General features: G+C 53.7%; 8 protein-coding genes and 1 tRNA gene. 6 read left to right on the top strand and 3 right to left on the bottom strand.

The genetic code is table 11. The features are described 5' to 3' along the window. Positions 1 to 115: 115 nt before the first annotated feature. Positions 116 to 850, top strand: a complete 735-nt coding sequence (locus tag GGE09_RS07780; protein ID WP_309745798.1) for an FCD domain-containing protein — start codon at positions 116 to 118, stop codon at positions 848 to 850. 6 nt (positions 851 to 856) lie between these two features. Here the strand turns inward: GGE09_RS07780 and GGE09_RS07785 are convergent, their stop codons facing one another. Then, entirely contained in the window at positions 857 to 5,551 is a 4,695-nt protein-coding gene (locus GGE09_RS07785; RefSeq protein ID WP_309745543.1) for a M10 family metallopeptidase C-terminal domain-containing protein, read from the bottom strand. Between the two features lie 222 nt (positions 5,552 to 5,773). Then, positions 5,774 to 7,771, bottom strand: a complete 1,998-nt coding sequence (locus GGE09_RS07790) for a sensor histidine kinase (RefSeq protein WP_309745544.1) — start codon at positions 7,769 to 7,771, stop codon at positions 5,774 to 5,776. Positions 7,772 to 7,821: 50 nt separating this feature from the next. Here GGE09_RS07790 and GGE09_RS07795 point away from each other — a divergent pair, with 50 nt between their 5' ends. The 5 genes from GGE09_RS07795 to GGE09_RS07815 all read left to right on the top strand — a co-directional run bounded on the left by GGE09_RS07795 (position 7,822) and on the right by GGE09_RS07815 (position 12,265). After that, positions 7,822 to 8,421, top strand: a complete 600-nt coding sequence (locus GGE09_RS07795; RefSeq protein ID WP_309745799.1) for a response regulator transcription factor — start codon at positions 7,822 to 7,824, stop codon at positions 8,419 to 8,421. 101 nt (positions 8,422 to 8,522) lie between these two features. Continuing rightward, positions 8,523 to 8,599: transfer RNA gene (locus GGE09_RS07800), tRNA-Arg, on the top strand. Between the two features lie 494 nt (positions 8,600 to 9,093). Continuing rightward, positions 9,094 to 9,786, top strand: a complete 693-nt coding sequence (locus GGE09_RS07805; protein WP_309745545.1) for a hypothetical protein — start codon at positions 9,094 to 9,096, stop codon at positions 9,784 to 9,786. Positions 9,787 to 9,788: 2 nt separating this feature from the next. Further along, the gene (locus tag GGE09_RS07810; RefSeq protein WP_309745546.1) at positions 9,789 to 11,357 is read left to right on the top strand and encodes a M10 family metallopeptidase C-terminal domain-containing protein; all 1,569 of its coding nucleotides are present in this window, start codon (positions 9,789 to 9,791) and stop codon (positions 11,355 to 11,357) included. Further along, positions 11,351 to 12,265: a calcium-binding protein gene (locus GGE09_RS07815; RefSeq protein WP_309745547.1), complete on the top strand. Its 915-nt coding sequence runs from the start codon at positions 11,351 to 11,353 to the stop codon at positions 12,263 to 12,265. Before GGE09_RS07810 ends, GGE09_RS07815 begins: the two co-directional genes overlap by 7 nt. 115 nt (positions 12,266 to 12,380) lie before the next feature. Here GGE09_RS07815 and GGE09_RS07820 read toward each other — a convergent pair whose 3' ends face one another. Further along, positions 12,381 to 13,847 (bottom strand): MJ1477/TM1410 family putative glycoside hydrolase, encoded by a 1,467-nt coding sequence (locus GGE09_RS07820; protein WP_309745548.1) that lies wholly within the window; start codon positions 13,845 to 13,847, stop codon positions 12,381 to 12,383. Positions 13,848 to 14,017: the final 170 nt, after the last annotated feature.

Genomic DNA, 14,017 nt, shown 5'->3' on the forward strand with positions numbered 1-14,017 from the left:
TACATTGGGTCTACGGGAAAATCAAATGTCTGACAATTAATTTCTGTAAATGTCTGACAATTAATTTCCACACAGCCTAAATGCGCCTGAAACGGGCCTACAGACCGGAAAAATGATGAAATACGAACTTGATCAGGCACAGGAACTTTCCGCCCAAATCGCACAGGCTATCCGTGACGGAATAATGGAGGGCAGCTTGATTGTCGATCAGCGCCTGCCCTCTGAAAGCGATCTGTGCGAGCAGTTCCAAGTCTCGCGCCCGACTGTGCGGGAGGCGTTGAAACGACTGGCCGCGCAAAACCTGATCCGCACCCAGCGGGGGGCCTCTGGGGGCGCGTTCATCAACCGGCTTAGCTTTGAGGACGCCTATGGCCAGCAGATCACAACCTCGATCCTGTTGCTGTCGATGAATGCGGTCAGTTTTGAAACTGCCTGTGAAGCCCGTTTCGCGCTGGAACGGGCCTGCGTCGCGCTGGCCGCCCAGCGCCGCACCCCCGATCAACTGGCCGCCATGCGCGCCGAAATCCACCGCCAGTCCCAGCCCGGCCTGTCAGACGAAAGTTTCTGCGCGTCCGATGTGGCCTTTCACCGTGCCCTAGTGGATGCAGCGGGCAATCCGGTGATGTCTTATCAATTGGCAGGCGCGGTTGAAGCGATTGAGCCTTTAATGAATATGATCACCTTTACCGCCCGCAAGCGGGAAAAGATCGTGGAATTGCACACCCAGATCGCTGACGCATTAGAGGCGCAGGACGGGGCCGCTACCGAATCCGTTTTGGCAGAACTGGCCGCCCATACGCTGGAACTGGCCCGAGAAGTGGCGGCAATGCGCAAGAACAGGGCGCAATAACCGCGACTATAAGATAAAGTCTCCGCCATTCAGTCCGCCAAAATCGTTGAGGGTGATTTTCATATCCGCAAGCCCATCGCCGTTGCTGTCTATCTGGACAATGGTATCCCCGCCGTCCCTGACAAAATTCACCTCTTTTCCTGCACCAGTGAAGGCCGCTTTATGCAGGAAGGTAAAGGTGCCCTCTAGCTTTGACAGGTCGATCACATCCCTGCCCCGCCCGAAATCGGTGATTTTGTCGATACTCGAGCTCGTGCTGTCCGACGGGCTGTTAAAGGCAAATACATCTGCACCTTTACCCCCTGTCATCACTTCGCGTCCTGCACCGCCAATCAGGGTGTCATGGCCGCCGCCGCCGTTCAGGCGATCACCACCTTTACCGCCCATAAGCAGATCATCACCACTGTTGCCGTTCAAAAGGTCGCGGCCTTTGTCACCGCGCAGCAGATCATTGCCGGCACCCCCAGAAAGAAGGTCATCGCCAGTGCCGCCCAGCGCCTTGTCTTTGCCTTTGCCGCCAAACAGCCTGTCATCCTGCGCTCCGCCAAACAACTGGTCCTTGCCGTTATAGCCAACCAGTTTGTCCGCGCCGTTCCGCCCCAGAATTTCATTCCCCCGTCCATCGCCTTTAAAGCTGTCATCAAAACGGCTGCCCTTGATCTTGTCGAGGAAACTCAGGCTGTCACCTTCCAGATACTGACTGTCGGTTTCACCTGTGCGCATGTTATATGACAGCCCAGTTTCAAAGGCGCTGAAGTCGAGCACGTCTTTGCGCCCAGCACTGCCGTCATAGCTTTGTTGCCCATCCGCCAGCCACATGTTCAAATTGACCTGCCCCGTGCCCCCGACAAAATGTTCCACCCCGTCAAAGCTGCCTTCAAATGTCGGGCTGGTGACAACGTTCAGTTTGATCTGAAAGCGGGCAGCCTCGGCGTCATCCGGGTCTGGTAGGGCGATGGTCAGATCACTGGCCGCATCCGCAAACAGCCGTTCTGTTTCCAGAACGTCCTGGGGCGTCAGCGCAACACCGTCGAACACCCGCGCTTCGGTGTCACCTGTGTCCTGCCATGCAGGGCGATTGACCCGCAATGCAGCGGTATAGCGGTCCTGCGCAAAGTTCAGGTTGATTTCCCCCGCATTGCTGCCCAGCACAAGCGTATCGTGCCCCGTACCGCCAAAGAAACTGTTATCACCTTCATCCAACGAAAAACTATCATCGCCCGCGCCGCCATAAGCGAAATCATTCCCGATCCCCACATTCAGCGCGTCATTTCCATCGCCGCCATACAGCAAATCATCCCCTGCGCCGCCCGTCAGCGCGTTGCGTTCGGATGATCCGGTGATGGTGTCGCCCGCACTGCTGCCAGTGAGGTTTTCAATGTCAAACAGGCGATCTGTGCCATGCGTTCCCGTCACGGTGCCCAATTGCAGATTTGCGGTGATTGCGCCAAAGTTTTCAGCCACCACATCGCCTTTACTGTCATTGGGCGCGGCCGTGGCATAAGACGCGGTGTCTTGCCCTGCACCACCATAAAGCGAATCCGTCCCGCCGCCGCCATGCAACAGGTCATCCCCGTCACCGCCATAAAGCCTGTCGCTGCCTTGCCCGCCAAACAACTGATCCGCGCCACCGCGACCATCAAGCGTGTCAGCCCCTGCAAGACCCAGAAACCGTTCCGATCCCTCGGTGCCGTAAAACTTGTCACTGCGATCCGCGTAGTCATTGCCGATCAACTCTTCAAAGCCTGCCACCTCGGCGTGGATTTCGTTATTTTCACCGTCGGCCACAATCGTGCCTGCCTGCAAATCAACGGTTACAATTTTTGGTGCTCTGGTGTGGCTGCTAAGATCAAAGAAAATGCGGTCATACCCCGCGCCCCCTGTGATTGTGCCTTCAAACCGCTGCACCTGAATATAATCATCATCCGCGCCGCCATTGGCCGTCATGTCATTGCCGCTGCCACCAGTGGCCAGGACCATCGTGTCACTGCCAGCACCACCATATAAATAACCAAAGTCCTTAAGCCGCATGTAATCGTCCCCTGCGCCGCCATAGAGTTCGGCAAAGGTTGAGCCATCGACGGATTGGTCGCGGATCAGAACATCATTGCCGCCGCCGCCGTAAATGGTCATGCGTTCATTGCCCAGCAACTGGACCTCATCCGCCAAATCCCCAAGATGCAGCACATCTATACCGTTCAACGTCCCGCTGAACAGTTGCGAGGCATAGGATTCGTTCAAATCATCCTCAACCCCGAGCGCGCTGCTTTCAGAGGCATCAAAGCCGCGAAAGCTGGACCCGATTGCGCCGACTTTACGCAGATAGAACCGCACATCATCCAGACCGCGGGTATCAAGCGTGTCAAACCCGCCCCCCCCGTCAAAATTAGTGTTATTATAAAGGTTTTCAGGCAAGGTCAGATAAATCAGGTCATCGCCCGCACCGCCGTTCACATCCGGTGCGCCGTTGGAATACAGGATATCATCGCCCCCGCCCCCGTCGATCATCACGCTCAAATCATCGGGGTTGGACGCGCCATACAAAGTGTCCGCCCTGTCAGAGCCGATTACCTTGGATATTCCGATGAAACTATCGGTGGCCAGCACAGTGGTCCCGCTGGCATCCAACCGCTCGACCCGCCCCGTGCCGCCGTAAATCCGCAGGCTGTCGGTCTCGGGCTGGGAATCGCTGCGTTTAAAAGAGCCATAGCTGATCGGACTTGACGAATAGGTCAGCCAGTCACCGCCCTCTCCACCATCAAAGAAATCGCCTTTGCCGTCTATGGGTGTGCCGCCCCCAACCAGTTTGTCAAACCCGTCGCCGCCATAAAGACTGTCCTGACCGAGCCCGCCCGCTAGTACATCCTTGCCGTCACCGCCAAAGATTTGATCGTCGCCGCCCTTACCGTCAATATAGTCATCACCCGTGTTGCCTACCAGTTTGTTGGCGATGTCATTGCCGCGTAATTCCGTATCCCGATTGTCTCGCATGATGACGTTTTCAATGCTGTACAGCGTATCGTGCTCTCGTCCGTCCCATGCATCCCCTGTGGCCAGATCAACCAGCGTCAGGGAGTTGCCACTGGGGTCTGTCGGGAACAACCACGTGTCGTTGCCCGCGCCACCATAGATGACATCCGCCCCCCGTTTGGAAATGAACACGTCATCCCCGTTGCCGCCGTAAAACGTATCGTCAAATTGCGATCCGGTGATCCGGTCATCCCCCCCCAGCCCGTTGATCGTTGTCGCAAAATTACCCGCATAAAGAAAATCATTGCCTTGGGTTCCATCCAACACAGATGAGATCGCGGTTTTTACGTTTTCGATCAGGTCGTCATAGGTGAAATGGTCGGTGCCGAAATAGAAATCCTCTACCCCGAAAACCGTTTCATACCCGTTGGTGCGATAGCTGTTGCTTGGGTTTTGGTGGAAGAATACCAGCCCCGCCAGATCCTCGGTTCGAAAGAAGGAATATTCGGACAGGTCGCCGGAAAACCGCATCCGGTCTTGATCCCCTGCGCCGCCGTAAATCGTGTCATTGCCTGCCGTGGCAAAAATCAGATCGTCGCCGCCGTTGGCTGTAATCGTGTCATTGCCTGCGCGCCCGTTGATCACATCGGCAAATTCGGTGCCTGTCAGGTCATCCGCACCTGCACTGCCAATGATGATCTGGTCGGTTGGTTCATTGCCGAATTCCTCAAACACTTTGTCCAGCAAATCATCCAGCAGCCCGTCCAGATCCAGATCCCAACCGTCCACCGTGATCAAATCACCCAACTGGCCGAATTTCGCGAAAATCGCATCTATTTTGGACTCGATCCCGTTCAGTACGTCTATGTCTGGCAAAGCCTCAGAAATTTTCTCCGCCATAGCGTCCAGCAGGTCATTGATTCCGGTTTTATCCAGAATGAAATTCAGAACCGGCTCCACCGTGATTTTAAAGATGAACCCTACCGCGTCCAGGATGGGTTCAATGGGTTTTAATGCCGAATAGACGATATTAAGCGGGGCTTTCAAAAAACCAAGACTGTCAGAAATTTTGCGGAATTCAAAGGCCACAGACACCAGCGGGTTCAGCCCCGAGGGCTGGAAGGCAGAGGTGAAATCATCCAGCTCGGCCTTGATATCATCATAAGTGCCATTCAACCCTTCGAGCACGTCATTCAGCGGGTCTGTAAAGGTTTCAGCCGTGTCGGACAGGGGTTTCAGCGTGTCCAGATCAGGGCCGTCCAGATCATCCACCGTGTCAAAAGTGTCGATCATCTCTTCGGTGGACTCTTCAACCGCGTCCACTTTGATCGCCACCCGCAAGAGTTTGCTTTCAAGCGCGGACAGTTTCTCTTCGGCTTTTTTCAGCTTTTCAATATATTTGCCCTCTTCGATCTTAACCTTCAGATCATGGGCTTTTTCTTCTAGTTTATCGGCGACGGTTTTGACTTTCTCCAAAACCGATTTGGCCACTTTGGCGACCAGCTTGAAGGGCCCGGCCTGACTCATCACTTTGACAGTCAGCAGCATGGCATCCACCTGTTTGCCAAAATCATCGGCTTGGTCTTCGATCTTCTCCACATATTCCAGCGCCTGACGGGCTAGTTTTACATCACTTTTGATGTCCTTCACTTCAGAGCGGACCTCGATGACATTTTCTTTTGTCTCGGTCAGGTTTTCCTTAAAATCCAGTAGTTCGCTGCCGGCTGCCATGGGACATGCTCCAAATCTGTGGGTCAGGGCACGCGCCCCTGAAAATGCAATTCACTTAAGAGCGCAGAAAATTACGCCTTACGTTAGGTTAGCTTTTCAGGTGTTTTTTGGGTATCAGGTGATCACCCCAATTTTCAAAATGTCAGCGCCTTTGGAGCCGGCAAGATAAATGCGCTCCGCGCGGGAGGTATTTCGGCTCGAAAGAAGCGGAGTGGTAAGGGGTTAATCTTCGGCGGCGCGGCGCAGCATAACGCGGACACAGGTGCCACCGCTCGGGCGTATGTTGGCGTCCAGTTGCAATTCATGTTTTTCCAATAAACCCTGAACAATGGACAGGCCGAGTCCGTGACCCTCTGCACCATTCAGATCATCACCGCGCACGGCCCGCATCAGGACTTTGTGAAACGCATCCGGTGGCAGGCCGACACCAGTGTCGTGAACCTCAAGCCAAAGAGCACCGTCTCGGTGGCGCAAGCCAAACAGAACAGCACCCTTTTCAGTGTATTTTATGGCGTTAGACACCAAATTTGTGACGATCCGCATCAGATCAAGTGCGGGCAATGCGACCGGTTCGGAACTTGGGATCACACGCAGGTCCAGCCCTTTTGCACTGGCATCCGCCTGAAACATTTCATGCACGTTTTGCAGGATTTCCCTCATATTTACGGGGGCTTGGCTATCGTCTTGCACAGATGGTATGCCGCTCTGTGATACGGGGTCCAGTTCTTTTGACACGAGAGTCTCCAAATATCCGAAAGTTTCTTCGATCTGATCGGGGTTCACCGCCCCGTCACCCGCCACTTGCCCGTCCATCAACCGTTGGATGTTCAGTCGCAGCGCGTGGAGCGGTTGGCGCAGATCATGTACCGTATCTGTCAGCCGCTTTTCTGTGTGATCTGCCAGCTTGACCGCCAGCGCGTATTTGTTTTCCAGTGCACGCAACCGGCCCGACATGGCCAGATTGCGCTGTGCTTCTTGCAGGCTGGACTGAAGCGCCTGCCCCTGCGCGTGACGCATTTGATTAAAACGGTCCAGAATAGCCGCCCCCATCAACGCCGCATCCAGCACAAAGACGATGCGCATACTGTCAAATTGCACTTCTTCCGAGATTTCGATGCCAAACCAGTGGCGCGAGGTCATGATCGCGCTGGAAATCACCGCGCCCGTCCAAGCGATCACAAAGAAGCGCACTTCTTTAAAACGGGTCCGCGCAGCGATCAGGCCAGACACGGTGAACAGCACGGCTCCGAATAAGGCCAGCAGCACCAGCAGCTTTTTAATCAGTTGCGTATCCACAACCACCGTTGAGGCCACCAGTATCAGCTCCCCCAAAATAAGCGCCAGTAACAGCTTGTTAAGCACAGGGTGATATTTGCGAGTGGACAGGAACAAACGGGCAAAATTGGCACCGCTTGCGATCAGCCCCGATCCCAGCAGAATAGAGGCATAGCCGTTGAACAGCGGAAGATTGGGCCAGATATATTGAAACGCATTGCCGTCGCCGTGCATGATGAACAACAGCCCAAAGCCGCCATAGGCGCTGTAGGCCGCGAAAATTCCCTGCCGGGTGGCGATAAATGCTGCAAAGGAGATCAAGACAAGAAGCAGTAACATGCCGTAATAGATGAAGTTTTTCGCCGTTTTTCGGGCAGCGAGCGCTGTGAATTCCTGTTCCGAACGCACAGTAAATGACAACTGGCTGGAGCCACCGGACTGGTATTTGATAAAGAACTGATCCGTCTGTGCTGGCGACATTTGAAATCCGACAACCACCTCGGGGTAACGGATCGTACGCGCGCCAAATGGCGAGTCCGGCGTGTGATGTTCTAACAGTCTGGCAGGGCCCGATTGGGGAACTTGATACACATCAAGGATCTTCAAAAAATTCTCGCGAAAATGTAGCCGCCATATTTCGCCCGCTTGCGGCGTGGACTGAACCCTAAACCGCAACCAGATGCTATCCGATGTATATCCAAAATCGGCAGTTTTGGTTAAGATGGGTTTGAATTTTAGCGCAAAATCTGGCGCGGACACCTGTTCGAAAGTCAGCGTTTGTTCGGGATCTAGATAATAGTCCACATGGCCGCGCATCTGTGTGTGTGTCGCGATTTCAGCTACAGTTATGGGTTCACTGGGCTGCGCCTTGGCAGCACCGCTTGCCAGACAAAATGCCAAAAACAAGTAGACGGGGAATAGGATTGAAAATAGCGTTCGGGTCATAATAAAACTTAGCGTAAGGATTTCTTGATATTTTAGCTAGCCGAGTTCTTATCGCAGACGATCACGCCATTACGGTCGGTGGCATGGCGCAGGTTCTTCGCGACCACGGCGGTTTTGATGTGGTGGCCACAACCACCAGCGGGCTAGAGGCGATTGCACTGGCGCGCCGGTTACACCCCGATCTGCTGGTTCTCGATTTTGCCATGCCAGATGCAAATGGGCTTGAAGTGTTCCTCGAAGCGTCGCGCTGGTCCCCTCAAACCCGCACGGCCATTGTGACCGGAACCCCCAACACCGACCTGCTGCACCAATTGCGTGATGCAGGGGTGCATGGGTTGTTTATGAAATCTTCTGCCCCTGCCCTTTTGTGCGATGGATTTTTGCGGATCGTCGCAGGGGAAACCCTGTTCTGCCCTATCTGTGAAGCCCATCTACAAGAAGCCCGCACGCCCCAATACCTGTCCCGCCGCGAGTTGGAGGTGCTTAGCTGCATTGCCAAAGGCCTGACAAATGCCAAATCGGCTGAGCGTCTGGGCATCAGTCCCAAAACCGTAGACAGCCACCGCACTACGTTGATGCGTAAACTCGGCGTGAATTCAACGGCCAGCCTGGTAATCCGCGCCGTACGGGACGGGTTGATCGACGTCTGAAAACCCGTTGCAGGCTTGAATCGCACCGCTCCACAGAAAAACACCGTTCTGGAAAAAACCCAATTGAACCCGCGACCGGAACCCCCTATACCCCCGCTCAGGCACCCGTAGCTCAGCTGGATAGAGCGCTGCCCTCCGAAGGCAGAGGCCACACGTTCGAATCGTGTCGGGTGCACCAATAAAATCTCAAAATTGGTTTATTTGGATGTGTGGTGCATCTCGCGTGTTTGCCCTCCGTTTTTGACCGAACAAGCCATGGAGAACCGTATTTTGCCTTAATACAGAAATGCCATTCCGATCCAGCGTTCAGGACTTTAACTTTTCGAAGGCAAGTAAAACATACAAACATCCTGTCAGACAGCAGTCTTAAAACCAACATACGAACCCGCCTTGCGCATGTAATACAAATACAATCGAGCAGCTTGGACCGTCGAAACAAACTGTCCGCGTTGTGGGGGTGAATTGGGTAGTTTGACCAATTGAAGACCGGAAAATTCGCGCCTTTTGCCTTATTAACGGCAATTGGAATCGCGCCCTTATTGAATTTAAACAAAAAGTCTTGGTGGACAAAATCACCTCAAAAGGTCAAAAATTTCGGATAAAACATTCCGCACAAGTCTGAAGGGATTTCAGGGGCAGGCTAGCGGAAGTATTTTTAAAGGGATATTTTTTATGTGCGTTTTATGTGACATGGGGCTGAGCCCGCAATCCGTTGTTTCAGATCATTTGGCCGCAGACGGGGTAAGCACCGTCACCAACACCGGGGTGCAAAACACGGATGCAATTTTATTCGGCACAAGTTGGAATACGACTTCGCTGACTTATACATTTCCAACCTTAAGCAGTTATTATACCGACAACCCCTATGAGATCAGCCCGGGTTATTTCGACCAAGGTTATGTGTCTAATTTTGTGGCATTTACCGCCAGTATGCAAACTGCAGCGCGCACCGTTTTGGATATGTTTGGCGGAGTTTCAGGTCTGACTTTGACGGAAATCACGCCAAGCACAACAACCCCTGCGGATATTGTGTTTGCCCAAACCAATGACACCAGCATCAACACAGCAAGCGGCCGTTTCCCGGGGTACACAGTCAACGAGGGCCATCAGTGGTATCGTGATAGCAATTATAGCGATACGCCCGTGCGCGGCACCTATACCTGGCACACGATCATTCACGAAACCGGCCATACAATGGGACTGGCTCATGGTCACAATCCAGACAGTATTTCCGGCTCTTTTACCGGTAGATCCCTAACGGCAGATCGTAATTCCAGTGAATTTTCGATCATGACCTATCATACCTATATTGGTGACACTACATCGGGGTCAAACAACGAAACATTTCCTATGCCCAGACGTTAATGATGTATGATATCGCAGCCTTGCAAGAACTTTATGGCGCCAATTATGCCGAAAACAGCGGCGCTAACACCTACCGTTGGGACAGCGATACAGGCGAGATGTTCATTGACGACGTTGGCCAGGGGGCAGCTGGTGCAAACCGTATTTTCATGACCCTTTGGGACGGCGGTGGAATAGATACATTTGATCTGACCAACTATGAAACGGATCTTTCCATTGATCTGGCGCCCGGGGCTTGGTCGGTACTTGATACGGCACAGCTGTCCAATCTGGGTGACGGAAACATGTCTCGGGGCAATGTCTTTAACGCATTGCTTTACAACGATAATGCAGCATCACTTGTTGAAAATGTAAATTCCGGAACCGGCAACGATCTTGTGGTCGGAAACCGTGTTACTAACGTTTTCATCACCTCAGATGGTGATGATACTTTGGTTGGCGGATTTGGGTCTGACACGCTTGATGGCGGCGCTGATGACGATCTTATTTATGGCGACGAAATTGCCAATGCGGGCAGTGGCGTCACCCTTTCGGGATCGGGAACAATACTGACCGACAACAGTTATGACTCAATGGGCTCAGCGCTGGATGTAACGGGCGCTTTTGCACAATCAACCAACGCAAATATACAACATTCCGCAACCAGCCCCCATGTAACCCTACGCTACAGCGATGGGTCTGCAGGCGCAACACAATGGTATTCAGTAACGGTTAATGCAGGGTCCAGCCTGATCTTTGACATGGATGCGACATCAAATTTGGATTCCTTTATCAGCCTTTACGATGCCGGTGGAGTTCGCCTTATTTTCAACGATGACAACTCGGTTGATGTGGGAACTTCTGGCGTCAGGGATTCACTACTTGCGCATGTTGCCGAAACAACTGGCACCTATTTTATAGAGGTCGGCCAGTGGGCCTCCAACACCAGCAGTTCCAGCCTTTTAGCTGGGGCTGGCTATGATTTGCACATCACAGTGATTGATCCGCCGGTTTTGGGCGGGGATGGGGATGGTGGTGTGTTCATCAACGACGATTCCCTGATGGGAGGCAATGGCAATGACACACTTTATGGCGGCGATGGCGACGATTACCTTTTCGGCGGGACCGGCGGAGACACGTTAGACGGCGGAACAGGCAACGATACCGCAAACTATTCAGACAGCAGCGAGCGTGTCATTATACGCTTGTGGAATGGCACGGGCGAAGGAGGCGATGCTCAGGGGGATGTACTCAACAGCATCGAAAACATCACAGGTTCTTCCTACAATGACGTGCTGATCGGTGCCAATGGTGTTGGAAATCTACTCAGCGGCGGCGCGGGCAATGATTATCTGAACAGCTTGAGCGGCAACGACACACTCGATGGCGGAGCGGGCAACGACATTTTTGCTGGCGGTGACGGGGCTGATACAATGTATGGCGGCGCGGATAGTGATACGGTGGATTACTCCGCCAGCAGCGCCCGCGTGACGGTGCGCCTGTGGAACGGTACGGGCGAAGGAGGCGATGCGCAGGGGATGTACTCAGCAGTATCGAAACCGTCACTGGGTCGGCCTACAATGACGTGCTGATCGGTGCCGATAGTGTTGGAAATCTACTCAGCGGCGGCGCGGGCAATGATTATCTGAACAGCTTGAGTGGCAACGACACACTCAGCGGAGGGCTCGGCGCGGATACGCTTGAGGGGAGTTCGGGCGAAGACACCGCTGATTATTCGGACAGCGAGTCGGGTGTAGTCGTGCGCTTGTGGAATGGCACAGGTATCGGCGGCGATGCGCAAGGCGATGTGCTCAGCAACATCGAAAACATCACAGGTTCTTCCTACAATGACGTGCTGATCGGTGCCAATGGTGTTGGAAATCTACTCAGCGGCGGCGCGGGCAATGATTATCTGAACAGCTTGAGCGGCAACGACACACTCGACGGCGGAGCGGGCAACGACATTTTTGCTGGCGGTGACGGGGCTGATACTATGTATGGCGGCGCGGATAGTGATACGGTGGATTACTCCGCCAGCAGCGCCCGCGTGACGGTGCGCCTGTGGAACGGTACGGGCGAAGGAGGCGATGCGCAAGGCGATGTCCTAAACGACATCGAAACAGTGATCGGCTCCTCCCACAATGACCTACTGATTGGAGCGAACGATGCGGGGGATCGGCTAAACGGCGGCGCGGGCAATGATTACCTAAACGGGTTGAGCGGTGACGACACGTTGGACGGCGGGGCTGGCAATGACACGTTAATCGGCAATAGCGGAGGCGATGTTTTCGTCTTTGGCCTTGGTTATGACGGTGACACAATCAGCGTATTCGAAGATGGCGTGGACATGATTGACCTGATTTCTGGCCTTACCTTTGCGGGCCTGACACTATCCTCTATCGCCGGGGGTGTGCGAGCCGCAGTCACTGCAAATGTGGCAGATTACATCGACCTCGGTGGTGTCATCCTTGCGGATATTGATGAAACCGACTTTATCTAACCCGCATTCTTCGGGCTAATTCGGGCAGGTGCATTGCTAAATCTTGGGGGTTTTATCCAGCAATCACCTGCGCGGCTTTGTGAAACGGGTGGTGCAGGTTCGCGTGATGCCCTTTCTAGATAAAGTCGATATCGTCGATTAGGTCTCTTGCGAATACGCCTTTTATGATCAGCCCATCGCCAGAGCCGAAATCCAGCACATAGGCGCCTTTTGATCGGCTGCCAAATTCAGACAGAATATCGGAAACCGATCTATCCCCGTCCCAAAGCCCGCTCTCAAGGCGTAAACTGTCAATGCCCGATTGAAAATCGGTGATGCGGTCCAGACCGTCGTTGACCCGGAAAGAAAAGGTGTCGGCCCCTGCCCCACCTGTCAAAAAATCTGCGCCGCGAAGCCCCCACAGCCTGTCAGCACCTGCGCCGCCATATAAATGATCGCTACCTGCCCCGCCTTTCAAAACATCACGCCCAGTACCACCCAAAAGGCGATCACCCCCTTTGCCGCCGATCAGAACGTCATTGCCGCCTAAACCCTCAACCAGATCGTTGCCATCCTTTGCGTTGATCCGATTGCCTGTGCTTGTCCCCACCAGAACATCAGCCATTTTTGTGGCTTTGTCCCCGCCCAGCGCGTCATCCATGGTGCGCAGGTCGCGATCATGGGCAGCGTAGGGGATAAATCCGTCAGATATGGCGCGGGTTTCAAATTGGGCCAGTTTGGACGGCACATTCAGGTAATCCACTGAAAACACGGGAATATCATTATCGAGGAAATCCTTTTGCAGGATTTTTATCGCGTCGGTGTCGGGTCTGAACCTGTTGTTCTCATCCTTGCCCCCATTAAAATAAACATCCTCAACCGCGATAGCGCCAATGGCGTCTAACAATGCCTGTTTGCGCGGGGCGTTTTCATTCGCCAAAGCGTCCAACAGGAAGGCACCATTTTGCAGGATCACAAAGAAATCAGGATTGGTTTCGCGGGCATGGGCGGTCAGATCCACGATGAAATCAATCATCCTCTGGGCCGCATCCTGTTCGTCATTCTTAGCAGGATCCCCCGCCATGCGTTTGGATTTTGGCACCTCAACGGCCCAGTAGTAATAGGCATCCACAATATCGAGGTAAGCCGCATCAAACCCCTGATCCACAATTCTATCCAGCCAACCGGTGCCAGCTTCGTTAAAGATCACTTCCTGCCAGTCCTCGTCCCAATAGCGCACTTTGCGGCTTTCGGGCCAGTCGGGGTTGGTGGGGCCCAGCCAGTCTGGCGCATTCGCCGTGAGGCCGCTGCGGGCTTTGCCGGTTTCGGTCCAGCTTTTGTCCCAGTGATCGCGAAACTCGGAAGCCTCGCCAATGGATAAATAGGACACCACGACGGATCGCCCGCCTGCCCCGTCTTTGATATCTGAAATCTCTTGCGCGGTGAATGTTGCGCGCCCTGTTCCATCCGCGGAAAAATCCATCACAATCAGATCATGTTCCGCTTTGGCAAGTTCCGCCGCATCCAAACCGCCCTTGCCCTGTAACTGATAGCCCCAGTTTTTAACAATGACGTCACCACTAGAGGTCTTGAAAATCGGCATGATCAGCTCCTGCAAAGGGATTGGAACGCCCCCAAGAAGACAGGGTATTTTGGGGCAAAGTCAATCAGGCGATCACCCTAAAGCCCTGCTAATTTTGCACTGAAACGTTGGTTTCCTGCCGATCCCCCTGCCCGAGCAAGTCAGGCAGGGGGTGTTTTACCTGTTAACCC

Source organism: Roseobacter sp. N2S, assembly GCF_031454055.1.
Classification (GTDB): domain Bacteria; phylum Pseudomonadota; class Alphaproteobacteria; order Rhodobacterales; family Rhodobacteraceae; genus Amylibacter.

What these genes read in the sequence shown, in the direction of transcription:
- GGE09_RS07805 (WP_309745545.1), top strand. Translation starts at nt 9,094, where the DNA reads ATGTGCGTTTTATGTGACATGGGGCTGAGCCCGCAATCCGTTGTTTCA.
- GGE09_RS07820 (WP_309745548.1), bottom strand. Translation starts at nt 13,847, where the DNA reads ATGCCGATTTTCAAGACCTCTAGTGGTGACGTCATTGTTAAAAACTGG.
- GGE09_RS07810 (WP_309745546.1), top strand. Translation starts at nt 9,789, where the DNA reads ATGTATGATATCGCAGCCTTGCAAGAACTTTATGGCGCCAATTATGCC.
- GGE09_RS07785 (WP_309745543.1), bottom strand. Translation starts at nt 5,551, where the DNA reads ATGGCAGCCGGCAGCGAACTACTGGATTTTAAGGAAAACCTGACCGAG.
- GGE09_RS07780 (WP_309745798.1), top strand. Translation starts at nt 116, where the DNA reads ATGAAATACGAACTTGATCAGGCACAGGAACTTTCCGCCCAAATCGCA.
- GGE09_RS07790 (WP_309745544.1), bottom strand. Translation starts at nt 7,771, where the DNA reads ATGACCCGAACGCTATTTTCAATCCTATTCCCCGTCTACTTGTTTTTG.